Origin of the sequence: Parabacteroides faecalis, assembly GCF_022809355.1 — a bacterium.
GTDB lineage: Bacteria > Bacteroidota > Bacteroidia > Bacteroidales > Tannerellaceae > Parabacteroides > Parabacteroides faecalis.
Window position 1 is genome coordinate 18,326 of record NZ_JAKZMM010000017.1, and the last position, 16,771, is coordinate 35,096.

Sequence of the window (16,771 nt, forward strand, 5' to 3'; positions counted from 1 at the left end):
TTTGCAATTAAATTATTAAGACAATCTGTTTTTATTTCTCCATTTTGTCAGGATGCGGTACTTCCGGATCAAAAAGCATACCGGTACAAATACAGTAACGTCGGTTCGTACGCTCTAAGATATCATGATTAACGCAACCTTGGCATCCTCTCCAAAAAGCTTCATCGTCGGTCAAGTCAGCAAATGTAACGGGAACGTATCCTAATTCCGTATTCATTTTCATCACTGCAGCTCCCGAAGTAAGACTGAAAATCTTGGCATGTGGCCATCTCATTCTTGCCAGTTGGAAAGTCATTTCTTTAATTCGTTTGGCAATTCCCAAGCCACGATAATCAGGATGAACAATTAATCCGGAAGTGGTTACATATTGTTTGTTTCCCCATGATTCAATGTAGCTGAAACCGGCAAATTTATCTCCTTCTAAGGCAATGACAGCTTTCCCTTCTTTCATTTTTTGTGCCACATATTCGTGTGTTCGTTTAGCGATACCTGTTCCGCGTACTTTAGCGGCAGCCTCAATCGTTTCGAGAATAGTATCTACATACACCTCGTGTGAGGCTTCTGCAATCATGACATCAATTTGTTTTTCTTGTTCCATTTCTATATTTGTACCTTATTTTATCTTCATATAAAATGTGCTAATGCATCCACTATGTTCTGTCGGCTGAATCCTTCACGAGGAATCACTAAAATAGTGTCATCACCAGCGATCGTTCCTAATATCTCTTTGGGAGCATGTGTATCAATATCTGAGGCTATCCCCATCGCATAACCCGGACGTGTTTTGATAACTGCCAAATTCCCCGAGAATTCAATGTTTGAATGAATACTTTGTGCTGGATTTTTTACAACTTGCAAAGCTTGTTTCTCCGGTAACCGATAAACATACATACCATTTGCATCGTGTACTTTGATTACCTTTAATTGCTTGATGTCTCTAGACAATGTGGCTTGTGTAACGGCAAATCCCATTTCACTCAACCGTTTGCTTAATTGCTCTTGGTTGTTGATCGATTCATTGCCGATGAGCTTACAAATCATTTCCAGCCGTTCTTTTTTTGTACACATACTTGTATAAATATTCAAATCGGCGGCAAATTTATGGATTAATATTGAATATTTATGCAAGAATATGGATATTTTTTCAATAAATATTCAAGAATCAGAAACAAGGGTGATTTGTATGTTCCTGTAACTATTCGTATCCTGATACAGATCTTGTTATCAAGTTATTTTTTGACAGATGTCGAAAAGCTTTATCACATTTGTCAAAAAGCTTTATCACATATATGGAAAAGCTTTACCACATCTGTCAAAAATATAAAAAGTAACGACAATCGCATTACAATATGCGATGGAAATTATCCGGCGGTTACATGTTTCATAGCATATATTAACAACATATACTTTCTGTAAGTTATTGATTATTAGATTTGATTCTATTTAATGCTATAAAATAATTTAAAATATTTCTGAATAAGAATTTGTTTTTTTAGATATTAAACTCTACTTTTGATACACAATAATAAATCAAACAGAAAAACACGAACAATAACATAAAAATTGATATACTTATGAGTTATCTTAAATTTGATAAGACAGTTATGATCAATTTGGAAGAGTCGCTAACACGAGAAGTTTTGAGGACAAATCGCTTAGGGGCTTACCATAGTAGTACTGTCGTAGATTGTAATACTCGTAAATACCACGGATTACTGGTGATGCCTGTGCCCGCTTTGGACGATGATAATCACGTACTTCTATCTTCACTCGATGAAACCGTAATCCAACATGGTGCTGAATTTAATCTGGGTTTACACAAGTATGGGGAAAATAATTTCAGTCCGAAGGGACATAAGTATATACGTGAATATACTTGTGATACGGTACCTCGTACGGTTTACCGTGTGGGCGGTGTTATCTTCTCAAAGGAAAAGGTCTTTTCCATGTTTGAAAATCGAATCATGATTAAATATACCCTTGAAGATGCCCATTCTGCAACAACTTTACGGTTCCGTCCGTTTTTGGCGTTCCGAAGTGTGAAGGAATTGACATATGCCAATGGTAATTTAAACCAGAATTATACAGTCGTTCCGAATGGAATCAAAATGTGCCTTTATCCTGGGTATCCGGAATTGTTTATGCAATTCAGCAAAAAGGTAAATTTTGTTTTCGATCCGAAATGGTATTACGGCATTGAATATTCAAAAGAACAGGAGAGAGGCTATCCTTATAAAGAAGATTTGTTTGTACCGGGATATTTTGAAGTACCTATAAAGAAAGGGGAAACAATTGTCTTTAGCGCAGGCGACAGTCAGGTAGCAACCACCCGTTTGAAGACATTATATGATACAGAAGTTGCGGCGCGTACACCACGAACTAGCTTTTATAATTGTTTAAAGAATTCGGCACAGCAGTTCTATTTCCGTCCTAAAAAACAGGATGCCTATTTGCTGGCCGGTTATCCTTGGTTTAAAGTAAGAGCTCGTGATTTGTTTTTGGCAACTCCGGGATGTACCTTATCTATTGATGATCCGGTACGTTTCGAAAAGATTATGGCTACAGCTTTACCGGCTCTGAGAGCATTTATGGAAGATGGTGCCCAGGATCCGGTGATTCAGGAAATTGAACAGCCCGATGTTATTTTGTGGGCAATTTGGGCTATCCAGCAATATGCCAAGGTGGTTGGTATAGACAAGGCGAGAGAACTATATAAAGAGTTTATAGATGAGGCTCTCGAATATATAATGTCGCAGAAACATCCGGGATTGAAAGTGATGGATAGTGGTTTGTTGTTTGCCGATGGAGGACGCGACAAAGCAATCACTTGGATGAACTCAGTAGTTAACGGTCGGCCGGTAGTTCCGCGTTCTGGTTATATTGTTGAGTTTAATGCCGCATGGTATAATGCGTTGTGTTTCTCTCGTGAAATGAATGGCGAAGCAACAGATAAAAGAATTGATAAATTAATCAGTGCGATCAATGTTTCTTTCCCAAATACCTTCGTTAATGGATACAATTATTTATTTGACTATGTAAATGGTTCGTTTGTTGACTGGAGTGTTCGTCCGAATATGATTTTCGCAGTAGCACTTCCTTATTCACCATTGACACGTATGCAAATGCGTTCTGTGTTGGATATTGTTACAAAGGAATTGTTAACGCCTAAAGGTATTCGTTCATTGAGTCCCAAAAGCGAAGGATATCGTCCTTATTGTACAGGGCCTCAGGTTGAGAGAGATTTGGCCTACCATCAAGGTACAGCTTGGCCTTGGTTGTTGGGGGCTTATCTGGAGGCTTATCTTCGAGTGTTTGGTAAATCGGGAGCAGCGTTTGCCGGACGTATGTTGATTAGCATGGAAGAAGAAATGACCAATCATTGTATTGGTACTATTTCAGAAATCTATGATGGAAATCCTCCTTTTACAGGTCGTGGAGCCATCTCGTTTGCCATGAATGTGGCTGCTATTCTAAGAATAGAAGAAATGTTGAAGAAGTATAACGCCGAATAAACTATACATACTATATGAAAGCATTAATGTTTGGTTGGGAATTTCCCCCTCATATTTTAGGTGGTTTGGGTACTGCTAGTTATGGATTGACTCGTGGTATGGCCATGCAACCTGATATGGATATTACCTTTTGTATTCCTAAACCTTGGGGAGATGAAGATCAGAGTTTCCTGAGGATTATTGGGGTAAACAATGTGCCCATTGTCTGGCGCGATGTCAATATGGATTATGTCAAAGAGCGCTTGGGCAAATTTATGGATCCACAACTTTATTATGATTTCCGAAATAATATATATGCTGATTTTTCATATCGGCACGTAAATGATTTGGGATGTTTGGAATTTTCCGGACGGTACCCGAATAATTTGTTGGAGGAAATTAATAATTATTCGATTGTGGCTGGTGTTATTGCACGTACAATACCGTGTGATATTATTCATGCTCATGACTGGTTAACCTATCCGGCAGGTATTCATGCTAAACAGGTAACTGGAAAGCCATTGGTTATACATGTACATGCTACGGATTATGATAGAAGCCGTGGAAATGTGAATCCGGATGTTTATGGCATAGAAAAGAATGGAATGGACCATGCTGATCATATCATAACAGTTAGTAACCTAACCCGTCAGACGGTCATAGAGAAATATCATCAGGATCCGGCAAAAGTAACTACGGTTCATAATGCAGTAGAACCTTTGAGTCCGGAAATCTTGGCCATTCAGGATAAAAAAGGAGTTAAAGATAAAGTCATTACTTTCTTGGGCCGAATTACCATGCAGAAAGGACCTGAATATTTTGTTGAGGCTGCAGCCAAGGTATTGAAACGGGCTCCTCATGCTCGCTTTATTATGGCTGGTAGCGGTGATATGATGAATCAGATGATTCGTTTAGCTGCTTCCCGAAATATATCAGATCGTTTTCACTTCACCGGATTTATGAAAGGAAAACAGGTATATGAAGTCCTGAAGGCTAGTGATGTATATGTGATGCCATCTGTATCAGAGCCATTTGGTATATCTCCTTTGGAAGCAATGCAATGTGGTGTACCTACCATTATTTCTAAACAGTCGGGTTGTGCAGAGATTTTGGATTATGCCATCAAAGTTGATTATTGGGATATTGAGGCGTTGGCAGATGCTATGTATTCAATTATCACATATCCTGCTATGCACGAATTCTTGAAAGTTGAAGGCAAGAAGGAAGTGGATAATATCAAATGGGAATATGCCGGACAGAAAGTTCGTCGTATCTATGATATGGTGTTAGGTAACAAATAAAACAAATTCAAACAGAAAACAAATAAACAGAAATTATTATGAAAACTATATGCTTCTATTTTCAGATACATCAGCCGTTCCGTTTGAAAAGATATCGTTTTTTTGATATAGGGAATGACCATTATTACTATGATGATTTCCAAAATGAGGAAATTATCCGTCGAATTGCAGAGAAATGTTATTTGCCTGCCAATCGGACTATTTTGGAAATGATCAAAGCAAGCGGGAATAAGTTTAAAGTGGCATTTTCTATTTCAGGTGTCGCTTTGGAGCAAATGGAAATCTATACTCCTGAGGTAATAGATTCTTTTAAGGAGTTGGTTGCAACGGGAAATGTAGAGTTCTTGTCAGAAACCTATGCTCATTCTCTTTCTTCATTAGGTGATCCGGATGAATTTAAACATCAGATAGACAAACAGGAAGACAAAATCCAAACATTGTTTGGTGTAAAACCCAAAGTTTTCCGTAATACAGAATTGATTTATTCAGATGATATTTCTGAGATCGTTTACGAAAAAGGATATAAGGGCATGTTGACAGAAGGAGCAAAACATATATTAGGTTGGAAGAGTCCTAATTATATGTATAGCTCAAGTGTACAACCTAATTTGCACTTATTGTTGAAGAACGATCGTTTCAGCGAAGATCTATCTGAACGCTTCAGTGACTATAGCTGGAATGAATATCCATTGACTGCTGACAAGTTTATTTCATGGATCGCTGCAACACCTGAGTCAGAACAAGTAATTAATTTGTTCATGAACTATGAAGTGTTAGGTTCTTTGCATCCGGCAGAAACAGGAATTTTTGACTTCTTCAAAGCTTTGCCTCGTTTTGCGGCAGAAAAAGGTATCAGTTTCTCAACGCCATCAGAAGTATTTTCTCTCTTGAAGCCAGTTGATAGTATTTCTGTTCCATACCCTATTTCATGGGTAGATGAAGAACGTGATTGTAGTTCTTGGTTAGGAAATGTTTTGCAACAGGAAGCATTCAAGAAGATTTGTGAAATTGGTGAACGGGTTCGTTTGTGTGATTTACGAAGAATCCGTCAAGACTGGTATTACTTACAGAGCAGTGACCATTTCTATTATATGAGTACAAAGCATATGGGACGTGCCGGTTTCAGTCCATACGATAATCCTTATGATGCATTTAATAACTATATGAATGTGCTTTCTGATTTTATTGAGCGTGTCAATGCCCAGTATCCTCAAGATATCGATAATGAAGAATTGAATTCATTATTGACTACTATCAAAAATCAGGGAGAAGAAATTGAAGGATTACAAAAAGAATTGGATAAGTTGAAGAAAAAGTCAACTTCAAGGAAGGCGAAAGATTCTTCAGCTGGAACAGACAAATAAACAAGTCGTCATAGTATTTTATATATTAATTGGACAAATAATTGCTTATACTATTTAAGTAGAAGTCATGTTTTTTGAGTTGGAGGGCTTATGGATGTAATTTTTTGTGATATAGTGGGAAGTTAGGTTTTGCCCTCTAGTTTAAAGGTTTTTAATAGTTGATATATGTGGAGCCGTTTCTTTGTGAAAAGAGACGGCTTTTTTTGTGGAATGGGGTAACGTAGTGTGGAAATATTCCTCATTATAATGGTGCTCATGTTCGGCATTTGTAGTAAATTTGCACCATATAATTCTAAATATTAGGTTAATAACCAAATTGGGTGATTTTTAAGTGATATTTTGGTACGATTATTTCTTTGTTCTATGCGATGTAATATTAATTTTTTAGGTAGAAAAACAATGTTAGGTATGTTTGGAAAAAAGCAATGGCCGCTTTACGCTTTCTTGGGTTTAGCCGTTATAATGGCTGGTTGTAAGAAAAAAGTAGAGCCGCAATTGCCAATTGTCATCGTAGAAAAACCTGTTAAAAAGGATGTTCAGATTTATGGTGAATATGTCGGAACAATCAAAGCTGAGAGTTTTGTAGAGATACATGCTCGAGTAGAAGGTTATCTGGAAAATATGATGTTTGAAGAGGGTAAGAGAGTGAAGCAAGGTGATCCGTTGTTTATTATCAGTCCGGCTCTATATAAAGCTCGTGTAGAAAAGGCAAAGGCTCAGCTGAAAAAGAATGAAGTACAAGCCGCAAAAGCAGCACGTGATGTACAGCGTTTGACTCCTTTGTATGAACAGCATGCAGCCAGTCAATTGGATTTAGATAATGCAATTGCTGCTAAAGAGAATGCTGAAGCAGATGTAGCTATGAGTAAAGCTGATTTGGATCAGGCTAATTTGGAATTGAGTTATACACGAGTGACTTCTCCGATTACAGGATATATCAGTGAAAGATTAGTGGATATTGGTACTTTGGTAGGACCAGGTTCTAAGTCCAAGTTGGCGACAGTGGTAAAAAGCGATACTGTCAATGTAGATTTTAAGATGACCGCCTTGGATTATTTGCGAGCAGAACGGCGAAATGTTAAATTCGGAGTTCAGGATACGACGCGTTCCTGGCAGCCGACTGTTACTGTAACATTGGCCGACAATTCCGAATATCCAGTCAAAGGTATAGTCGATTTCGCCGATCCTTCTGTAGATCCTAAAACGGGAACATTTACGGTACGTGCTATTTTGCCTAACCCGAACCGTAAATTATTGCCAGGTCAGGCAACGCGGGTAAAATTATTGTTGGATGTTCGTGAACGGGCTATAGTTATTCCTCGTAAAGCTTTATCGATAGAAAAAGGCGGTGCCTTCATTTATGTATTGCGTCGAGATGACGTGGCTGAAAAGCGTTTTGTGCAGATTGGACCGGAATTTGATAATTCAGTCGTAATCGAACGTGGTTTAGGTGAGAACGAACGGGTCGTAGTTGAAGGTTATAATAAGTTAGAGCCGAATGTCAAAGTACAACCCGTATTGTCGAGTGATGATAAAGCTATTCAAGCATTAAGAGAAAAGGAGGAAGAATAATATGAAGCCTGGTTTCTTTATTGATCGCCCGGTATTTTCTACTGTTTTGTCTATTTTGATCGTATTGGTAGGACTTATCGGTCTGATTATGCTGCCTATTGAGCAGTATCCCCAGATAACACCTCCGGTAGTAAAAATTGGAGCAACTTATCCCGGTGCAAATGCGTTGACGCTTTCACAAGCTGTTGCTACGCCGATTGAGCAGGAATTGAATGGAACGCCGGGAATGATTTATATGCAGAGTAGTAGTTCTAACTCCGGCTCATTAAACATTACCGTGACATTTGATGTTTCTGCTAATCCGGATTTGGCGGCTGTTGAAGTTCAAAACCGTGTCAAACTGGCCGAAAGTCGTCTGCCGGCTGAGGTGATTCAAAATGGTATTACCATTGAAAAGCAGGCTCCGAGTCAGTTAATGACGTTAACACTGATGTCTGATGATCCAAAGTTTGATGAAATTTATCTGAGTAACTTTGCGACAATTAATGTATTGGATGTTATTCGTCGTATTCCTGGAGTAGGACGTGTTTCTAATATTGGTAGCCGATATTATGGTATGCAGATTTGGGTATATCCGGATCGTCTGGCCAATATGGGATTAACGGTAAAGGATTTACAGGATGCCTTAAAAGATCAAAACAGAGAATCGGCTGCCGGAGAATTTGGTAAACAACCGATTCTGGATGTAGATGTGACATTACCTGTTACTTCTTCCGGTCGTTTGTCAACCGTTGAGGAATTCGAAAATATTGTGATTCGTGCTAATTCGGATGGTTCTATCGTCCGGATGCGAGATGTAGCCCGAGTATCATTGGAAGCTTCTTCTTATTCGACAGAGAGTGGTATTAATGGTAAGAATGCTGCTATATTGGGAATTTACATGTTACCAGGAGCGAATGCTTTGGAAGTAGCTAAAAGTGTACGTGCAGAAATGGCTGAAATCAGCAAGAACTTCCCGGAAGGTGTAGAATATAATTTCCCGTTTGATATGACGGAATATATCTCCCAATCGGTACATGAAGTTTATAAGACATTGTTTGAAGCATTGTTCTTAGTTATTTTAGTTGTATTCTTGTCATTGCAGAACTGGCGTGCGGCATTAATCCCAACTATCGCTGTTCCTATCTCTTTGATCGGAACATTTGGATTTATGTTGGTCATGGGCTTCTCATTGAATATGCTGACATTGTTAGGTTTGATTCTGGCTATTGGTATTGTGGTGGATGATGCCATTGTCGTGGTAGAAAACGTTGAGCGTATTATTAATGAGGAAAATATTTCAACCCGAGAGGCTACACACCGGGCTATGAAGGAATTGTCGGGAGCTTTGATCGCTACCTCAATGGTTTTGGTGGCTGTATTCGTCCCCGTAAGTTTTCTAAGTGGTATCACCGGTCAGTTGTATCGGCAGTTCTCTATAACGATTGCTGTATCTGTAATGCTTTCTACTGTAGTAGCGTTGACGTTGAGTCCGGCTATGTGTGCCATTATCTTGCGTCCGTCAAAGCATGAAAAGAAGAATATCGTGTTCCGGAAGATTAATGAGTGGCTTGAAAAGGGAAATCATAAATACACAAATATCTTACGCCGGGTAATGAATATGCCGAAACGCATCCTGGCAGGTTTTGGTATGGTATTGGTTATGATTTTTGTTATGAGTCATTTATTACCGACTTCGTTTATACCGGAAGAGGATCAAGGTTTCTTTACTGTAGAAATCGAATTGCCTGAAGGTGCGACATTGGAACGTACACGAGTTGTAACGGACCGGTTGATTGATTTCTTGAATCATCAGCCTGCCGTAGCTTATGTGCAAAATGTAACAGGTAGTAGTGGACGATTGGGTACTACGCAAAACAGAGCAACGTTAACGGTTATCTTAAAGCCGTGGGAAGAACGTAAATCTGGTGATATGGGCGTGGAAGATGTGATGGAAACCGTACGGAAAGAACTTTATTATTATCCGGAGGTTGTGGGTTACGTAAACCGTCCGCCGGTTATTCCAGGCTTGGGTGAAAGTGGAGGTTTGGAAATGCAGTTAGAGGCTAGAGGTGATGCTACTTGGGACGATTTAGTACAAGCTACAGATACATTCTTGTATTATGCTAAAAAAGCTCCTGAATTGCATAGTGTATCATCTGCAATGCAAGCGGATATTCCTCAAATTTACTTTGATGTAGATCGAGATCATGCGAAGTTCTTGGGGATTCCAATGGCTGACATCTTCTCTACTATGAAAGCTTATTTGGGATCTGTGTATGTGAACGATTTCAATATGTTTAATCGTATTTACCGTGTTTACATTCAGGCAGAGGCACCTTATCGTGCGAATAAAGAGAGTTTGGGACTTTTCTTTGTTCGGACAGGAAGCGGTGAGATGGTTCCGTTGACAGCTTTGGGTACAACGCAGTATACAACGGGTCCTGGAACAATCAAGCGTTTCAATATGTTCTCTACGGCTCCTATCAATGCTGTTGCAGCTCCAGGATATAGTACCGGTGAGGCGATGAAAGCATTGGAACGTATTGCGAAAGAACATTTATCGGATAATATTGCAATTGAATGGAGCGGCTTGTCTTATCAGGAAAACAAGGCAGGTGGACAGACGGGATTTATTCTGGCATTGATCTTCTTATTTGTATTCTTGTTCCTGGCTGCCCAGTATGAAAGCTGGATTGTTCCGATTGCCGTGTTACTTTCGTTACCGATTGCTGCTTTGGGGGCCTTCCTTGGAATTTGGGTAACCGGATTGGAAAACGATGTATATTTCCAGATCGGTTTGGTAACATTAATTGGTTTGGCTGCTAAGAATGCCATCCTGATTGTCGAATTTGCTAAAGTTCAGGTGGATGAAGGAGCGGATCCTGTGCAGGCAGCTATTCATGCGGCTCAGATGCGTTTCCGTCCGATTTTGATGACTTCATTGGCATTTGTCTTAGGTATGTTGCCATTGGTTCTTGCTTCAGGTCCGGGATCAGCTTCTCGTCATAGTATCGGAACAGGTATTTTCTTTGGTATGTTGGTTGCAATCACCGTTGGTATTGTGATGGTTCCTTTCTTCTTTGTGTTGATTTATAAGATAAAGAAAGGTATCCGTTTGAATCAGATTTCTCGCTTGCCACGCATACCGCATATTAAGAAAGCTGCTCCTTGGATGGTCTTGGCTTTATCTATGTTGGCTTTATCTTCCTGTAAGTTAGGAAAAGAATATGCACGTCCTGATCTGAATTTGCCGGAGTCAATAGATAGTTCTGTAACAGATACGGCTTCTGTTTCGGAGATTCCTTGGCAAAGTTTGTATAAGGACACTGTTCTTCAAGGATTGATAAATAAAGCTTTGGAGAACAATAAGGATATGAAGATTGCTGCAGCCAAGATAAAGGAAATGGTCGCTGCCAAACGTATTTCTTTTTCACGTTTATTCCCGGCGGTAGGGGCGAATTTACATGCCGAGAAAGAAGTCTTGAATTACGGTGGAAATAACAGAAAACCCGATCCTGAGTTTGATGCCAAACTGACATTAGCGTGGGAGCTGGATTTATGGGGAAATATCCGTTGGGCAAACGAGGCTGATTTGGCTGCATATATGCAGAGTGTCGAAGCGCAGCGTGCATTGAAACTGACAATTGTGGCGGGTGTTGCGTCATCGTATTATCAGTTATGTGCATTGGATCAAGAATTATCAATTGTGCGACAAACATTGGAAGCGCGAAAAGAAGGTTTGCATTTGGCCAAGTTGCGTTATGAAGGAGGATTGACCTCTGAAACAGCTTATAACCAAGCTGTCGTAGAGTTGGCTCGTACTGAGACTTTGATTCCGAATTTGGAACGTCAGATTAAAATAAAGGAAAGTGATCTGGCGATGTTGTTGGGTGATTATTCGCATGACATACCTCGTGGTCAGCGATTGTCAGAACAGCAGTTGCCGGATGCTCTGCCAATCGGTTTGCCTTCTTCTTTATTGGAGAGACGTCCGGATATCCGTCAGGCGGAATTTAGTCTTAAAGAAGCAAATGCCCAAGTAGGTGTTGCTTATACAGACTTGTTCCCTAAAATTGCTTTGACAGGTAATTTAGGCTTTGAAAGCGCTGAGTTAGGTGATCTTTTGAAAAGTCCGGCTTGGTTTTTAGGAGGTAATTTATTACAACCTTTATTTGCCATGGGACGGAACAAGGCGAAAGTAAAAGTCGCTCAGGCTAAATATGAGCAAGAAGTGTATAGCTATGAGAAGACAGTCATCGGAGCATTTAAAGAAGTGAATGATGCGATTGTTTCCATCCGTAAAGCTAAGGAAGTTCGTCAGTCACAGGCTAAGTTGGAGATCGCAGCCCGTAAATATTTGGAACTTGCTCAGTTGCAATATATCAATGGCGTTTCGAGTTACATGGATGTGTTGGATGCGCAACGTGAGTTGTTAAGTGCTCAATTAGGGTTGAACTCGGCTGTATGTAGCGAACTGTTATCTGTAGTTTATTTATATAAGGCTTTAGGCGGAGGATATTAAACTATATTTAGTGGATAAAAAAGAACCTGCAAACGAAGGGAATGATTACATTCTGTTTGTTTGCAGGCTTTTTTTATGTTAGTAGACTAAAGGTTCTTTCATTGTTGATTCTCGTTGCTTTCAAAATCAATTCTCGTTGGTTTTGATGTTGATTCTCGTTACTTTTGCAAAAGTATGATTATCTCATGCTTTTTATTTGTCTTTGAAGCAGAAAGAGAGTCAAAGCTTCCGGTGGATCAAAGGCTTGCGAATATCATTTTGGCAACCTTTTTGTATTTACTAAGTAAAGTACACAAGAGAAAACGGATGAACGGAAGTTTATCCAGCAGGAAAAGATCTTGTATATAGAAAATAATGAATTGAAAATAAATATATTATAATATGAGCAATAAGCATTTTGAACAGAACGAAAATTCTTCGGAAAAAGAAAATCAAGAAGTCGTGAATGAAGAAACGACAAATTTGCAGGAAGAAAAAGAAAATTTGGCAGAAGAAACAAATGATGCTGACAAAGTGTCTGCAGAGTTGGCTGAATTACAAAAGAAATATGATGAATTGAATAATTCACATTTACGTTTGATGGCCGAGTTTGACAATTATCGGAAACGCACATTACGCGAGAAAAGTGAATTGATTAAAAATGGAGGTGAAAATGCGCTGACTCAACTGCTTCCTGTAGTAGATGATTTTGAGCGTGCTTTGCAAAATATTCATAAGGCTGAAGATTTGACGGGTGTTGCAGAAGGCGTTGATTTGATATACAATAAGTTTGTTTCTTATTTGGCAAGTCAAGGTGTAAAAGCAATGGAGGTTGTTGGTAAGCCTTTTGATTTGGATCAGAGTGAAGCGATAGCTACTATTCCGGCACCGGAAGAAGGTTTGAAAGGAAAAGTTCTGGATTGCGTACAGACAGGCTATCTGTTGAATGAGAAGGTGATTCGTCACGCAAAAGTTGTCGTAGGAGAATAATAATAGTTTACCAAAATGGCGAAGAGAGATTATTACGAGGTTCTGGGTGTAGATAAAAATGCAACCGTAGAAGAAATAAAGAAGGCTTATCGTAAAAAAGCTATTCAATATCATCCGGATAAAAACCCGGGAGATAAGGATGCAGAAGAAAAGTTTAAGGAAGCAGCAGAAGCTTATGATGTACTGAGCGATCCTCAGAAACGTCAGCGATACGATCAGTTTGGCCATGCCGGAGTAGGCGGAGCTTCACAGGCAGGTGGCTTCGGCGGAGGAATGTCTATGGAAGATATTTTCTCGCAGTTCGGTGATATTTTTGGCGGTCACTTCGGAGGCTTTGGTGGTTTTGGCGGCTTTGGAGGCCAACGTGGCGGACGTCGGGTAAACCGAGGTTCTGATTTGCGTGTGAAAGTTAAGTTGTCTTTGAAAGATATTGCAACTGGAGTCGAGAAGAAAATCAAGGTAAAGAAATATGTATCTTGCTCTCATTGCCATGGAACAGGTGCTGAAGGAAGTGACGGAACAAAGACTTGCGATACATGTAAAGGTTCGGGTGTTGTAACACGAATTGCAAATACTATCTTAGGACAAATGCAGACGCAGACAACATGTCCTACTTGTGGTGGTGAAGGTAAAGTCGTTGTAAATAAATGTACACACTGTAACGGAGAAGGTATCGTACGGGATGAAGAGGTTATAACCATCAATATTCCGGCTGGTGTAGCAGAAGGTATGCAACTTTCAATGAATGGAAAAGGTAATGCCGCTCGCCATGGTGGTATTAATGGTGATCTTTTAATCTTGATAGAAGAAGAACAACATCCGGAACTCTTGCGTGATGAAAATGATTTGATCTATAACCTGCTGTTAAGTTTCCCACAGGCTGCTTTGGGAGGTTCTGTTGAAGTTCCTACAGTGGACGGAAAAGTAAAGGTAAAGATTGATCCGGGTACACAGCCGGGTAAGGTCTTGAGATTGAGAAATAAGGGACTTCCTTCGGTAAATGGATATGGTACAGGTGATTTGCTGGTAAATGTCAGTGTCTATGTACCGGAAACTCTTTCTCAATCTGAAAAAGATATGTTGAACGGATTGGAGAATTCTCCTAATTTCCAACCCAATAAAACGATGAAAGAAAAGTTCTTTGATAAATTCAGACGGCTTTTCAATTAATATTAAATATATCCCTTTAGTAATAGCCAGGCTTTTTTAATTCTTGTTTCCTTTTTATGGATAAAAGGGAAACAAAGAGACAAAAGGCCTGGCTTATTTTATATAGAAACGCCATGAAAAGAATATGTAGAATAAATATTTCGCAGGAAATTGTTTTTTCGTGATAAATATTAAAAAAAATCCCTCTACTTTCCAAAAAGAAGTGTACCTTTGCCCTAAAGGATCATGAAAACCTGAAAAATATAAACTAATAAATTCTAAACACAATGGAACTTACACACATTGAACATTTAGGAATTGCTGTTAAGAGCATTGAAGCATGTCTTCCTTATTACGAACAAGTATTAGGATTGAAATGCTATAGTATTGAAGAAGTAGCTGATCAGAAAGTAAAGACAGCTTTCTTTAAGATTGGACAGACAAAAATTGAATTGCTGGAACCGACAAGCGAAGATAGTACAATCGCTAAGTTCATTGAGAAGAAAGGTGAAGGTATTCATCACATCGCTTTCGCAACACCTGATGTACAGGCTTGCTTGGACGAAGCCGAATCTAAAGGTATTAAATTGATCGATAAGGCTCCTCGTCGTGGTGCTGAAGGTTTGGATATCGCATTTATGCATCCGAAATCAACTTGCAGTGTATTAACTGAGCTTTGTATGCCGGGTAAGAAAGACTGAATTTGAGGAAAAGTTAGAAGATAAAAATGAGGGGAGAGGAGAAATGAATGATTAATGTCTTCTTGAAAAGTAAACACCTTCGTTTTTAACTTCTAACTTTTGTTTTATAAATAAATAGGTAAATCATTACTAACAACAAATCAAAATACAATGAGTAATCAGCTTGAAAAAGTAAAAGAGCTTATCGCTCTGCGTGAACAGGCACGTCTGGGTGGTGGTGAAAAAAGAATCGAGTCACAACATAAGAAAGGTAAGTACACAGCCCGTGAACGTATCTCTATGTTGCTGGATGAAGGTAGCTTCGAAGAAATTGATATGTTCGTGAAGCACCGTTGTTCTAATTTTGGAATCGACAAGACAAAATTCTTGGGTGATGGTATCGTAACTGGTTATGGAACGATCGATGGCCGTCTGGTTTATGTATATGCACAGGACTTTACCGTATTCGGTGGTGCTTTGTCTGAAATGTTGGCTTTGAAGATCTGTAAGATTATGGATCAGGCTATGAAGATGGGTGCTCCTGTTATCGGTTTGAATGATTCGGGTGGTGCTCGTATTCAGGAAGGTGTAAACGCTTTGGCAGGTTATGCTGAGATTTTCCAGCGTAATATCTTGGCTTCTGGTGTTATTCCGCAGATCTCTGGTATTTTTGGCCCTTGTGCCGGTGGTGCTGTTTATTCTCCAGCATTGACAGACTTCAACATCATGACACGCGGAACCAGCTATATGTTCTTAACCGGACCGAAAGTTGTTAAGACTGTAACCGGTGAAGATGTTACACAGGAACAGTTAGGTGGTGCTAGTGTTCACTCAACGAAGTCGGGTGTTGCTCATTTCGCTGTAGATACAGAAGAAGATGGTTTGAAGTTGATCCGTCAGTTGTTGAGCTATTTGCCTCAGAACAACATGGAAGAAACTCCGCTGATCGAATGTAAAGATCCGATTGATCGTTTGGATGATTACCTGAATGAGATCATTCCTGATAATCCAAACCAGGCATACGATATGTATGAAGTGATCGGTACAATCGTTGATAATCACGAATTCTTGGAAGTACATGCTGATTATGCTAAGAATATTATCGTAGGTTTTGCACGTTTCAATGGTCAGGCTGTAGGTATTGTTGCTAACCAACCTAAGGTAATGGCTGGATGTTTGGATAGCAATGCCTCTCGTAAGGCTGGTCGTTTCGTTCGCTTCTGCGACGCTTTCAATATTCCATTGGTTACTTTGGTTGATGTTCCGGGATTCTTGCCGGGTACAGGTCAGGAATATAACGGTGTTATTCTGCATGGTGCTAAATTGTTGTATGCTTATGGTGAAGCTACTGTACCTAAAGTAACGGTTACTTTGCGTAAGTCTTACGGTGGTGCTTATTGTGTGATGAGCTCTAAACATTTGCGTGGTGATATGAACTATGCTTGGCCGACTGCAGAAATCGCTGTAATGGGTCCGAGTGGAGCTGTTGAAATTATCTTTGCAAAAGAAGTGGCTGCTGCCGAAGATCCGAAGGCTTGTGCTGCTGAAAAAGAAGCAGAATACAAGAAAGCATTCGCTAATCCGTATAATGCGGCACAGTATGGTTATATTGATGATGTTATCGAACCGCGTAATACTCGTTTCCGCATCATTCGTGCCTTGCAGCAGTTGCAAACTAAGAAGTTGAGCAACCCGGCTAAGAAACATGATAACCTGCCTCTGTAATTCTAAAAAAAGAAAG

Annotated in this window: 11 protein-coding genes; 9 read left to right on the forward strand and 2 right to left on the reverse strand. The window is 39.5% G+C overall.

Annotated elements, in window-relative coordinates:
- Window positions 1–31: 31 nt before the first annotated feature.
- On the reverse strand, window positions 32–598 hold the full coding sequence (locus tag MUN53_RS08180) for a GNAT family N-acetyltransferase (protein WP_243324673.1): 567 nt from the start codon (window positions 596–598) through the stop codon (window positions 32–34).
- A 26-nt stretch (window positions 599–624) separates the two neighbouring features.
- Window positions 625–1,068, reverse strand: a complete 444-nt coding sequence (argR, locus tag MUN53_RS08185) for an arginine repressor (protein ID WP_243324674.1) — start codon at window positions 1,066–1,068, stop codon at window positions 625–627.
- Between the two features lie 506 nt (window positions 1,069–1,574).
- Here argR and MUN53_RS08190 point away from each other — a divergent pair.
- The 9 genes from MUN53_RS08190 (at window position 1,575) to MUN53_RS08230 (ending at window position 16,755) form a co-directional block, all read left to right on the forward strand.
- Window positions 1,575–3,512: a glycogen debranching enzyme N-terminal domain-containing protein gene (locus tag MUN53_RS08190; protein ID WP_022456980.1), complete on the forward strand. Its 1,938-nt coding sequence runs from the start codon at window positions 1,575–1,577 to the stop codon at window positions 3,510–3,512.
- Between the two features lie 14 nt (window positions 3,513–3,526).
- Entirely contained in the window at window positions 3,527–4,792 is a 1,266-nt protein-coding gene (locus tag MUN53_RS08195) for a glycosyltransferase (RefSeq protein ID WP_022456981.1), read from the forward strand.
- Between the two features lie 38 nt (window positions 4,793–4,830).
- Entirely contained in the window at window positions 4,831–6,156 is a 1,326-nt protein-coding gene (locus MUN53_RS08200; RefSeq protein WP_243324675.1) for a glycoside hydrolase family 57 protein, read from the forward strand.
- Between the two features lie 408 nt (window positions 6,157–6,564).
- The gene (locus MUN53_RS08205) at window positions 6,565–7,728 is read left to right on the forward strand and encodes an efflux RND transporter periplasmic adaptor subunit (protein WP_022456983.1); all 1,164 of its coding nucleotides are present in this window, start codon (window positions 6,565–6,567) and stop codon (window positions 7,726–7,728) included.
- A 1-nt stretch (window position 7,729) separates the two neighbouring features.
- Window positions 7,730–12,232: a multidrug efflux RND transporter permease subunit gene (locus tag MUN53_RS08210; protein ID WP_243324676.1), complete on the forward strand. Its 4,503-nt coding sequence runs from the start codon at window positions 7,730–7,732 to the stop codon at window positions 12,230–12,232.
- A gap of 381 nt (window positions 12,233–12,613) precedes the next feature.
- A complete protein-coding gene (locus MUN53_RS08215; protein WP_243324677.1) occupies window positions 12,614–13,201 on the forward strand; it encodes a nucleotide exchange factor GrpE in 588 nt (195 codons plus the stop codon).
- 15 nt (window positions 13,202–13,216) lie between these two features.
- Window positions 13,217–14,371 carry a molecular chaperone DnaJ gene (gene dnaJ / locus MUN53_RS08220; protein ID WP_243324678.1) on the forward strand — a complete coding sequence of 385 codons (1,155 nt, stop codon included), beginning with the start codon at window positions 13,217–13,219 and terminating at the stop codon, window positions 14,369–14,371.
- 266 nt (window positions 14,372–14,637) lie between these two features.
- Window positions 14,638–15,051 carry a methylmalonyl-CoA epimerase gene (gene mce, locus MUN53_RS08225; protein WP_243324679.1) on the forward strand — a complete coding sequence of 138 codons (414 nt, stop codon included), beginning with the start codon at window positions 14,638–14,640 and terminating at the stop codon, window positions 15,049–15,051.
- Between the two features lie 150 nt (window positions 15,052–15,201).
- Window positions 15,202–16,755 carry an acyl-CoA carboxylase subunit beta gene (locus MUN53_RS08230; RefSeq protein WP_022456987.1) on the forward strand — a complete coding sequence of 518 codons (1,554 nt, stop codon included), beginning with the start codon at window positions 15,202–15,204 and terminating at the stop codon, window positions 16,753–16,755.
- Window positions 16,756–16,771: the final 16 nt, after the last annotated feature.

What these genes read in the sequence shown, in the direction of transcription:
- MUN53_RS08180 (WP_243324673.1), bottom strand. Translation starts at nt 598, where the DNA reads ATGGAACAAGAAAAACAAATTGATGTCATGATTGCAGAAGCCTCACAC.
- argR (WP_243324674.1), bottom strand. Translation starts at nt 1,068, where the DNA reads ATGTGTACAAAAAAAGAACGGCTGGAAATGATTTGTAAGCTCATCGGC.
- MUN53_RS08190 (WP_022456980.1), top strand. Translation starts at nt 1,575, where the DNA reads ATGAGTTATCTTAAATTTGATAAGACAGTTATGATCAATTTGGAAGAG.
- MUN53_RS08195 (WP_022456981.1), top strand. Translation starts at nt 3,527, where the DNA reads ATGAAAGCATTAATGTTTGGTTGGGAATTTCCCCCTCATATTTTAGGT.
- MUN53_RS08200 (WP_243324675.1), top strand. Translation starts at nt 4,831, where the DNA reads ATGAAAACTATATGCTTCTATTTTCAGATACATCAGCCGTTCCGTTTG.
- MUN53_RS08205 (WP_022456983.1), top strand. Translation starts at nt 6,565, where the DNA reads ATGTTTGGAAAAAAGCAATGGCCGCTTTACGCTTTCTTGGGTTTAGCC.
- MUN53_RS08210 (WP_243324676.1), top strand. Translation starts at nt 7,730, where the DNA reads ATGAAGCCTGGTTTCTTTATTGATCGCCCGGTATTTTCTACTGTTTTG.
- MUN53_RS08215 (WP_243324677.1), top strand. Translation starts at nt 12,614, where the DNA reads ATGAGCAATAAGCATTTTGAACAGAACGAAAATTCTTCGGAAAAAGAA.
- dnaJ (WP_243324678.1), top strand. Translation starts at nt 13,217, where the DNA reads ATGGCGAAGAGAGATTATTACGAGGTTCTGGGTGTAGATAAAAATGCA.
- mce (WP_243324679.1), top strand. Translation starts at nt 14,638, where the DNA reads ATGGAACTTACACACATTGAACATTTAGGAATTGCTGTTAAGAGCATT.
- MUN53_RS08230 (WP_022456987.1), top strand. Translation starts at nt 15,202, where the DNA reads ATGAGTAATCAGCTTGAAAAAGTAAAAGAGCTTATCGCTCTGCGTGAA.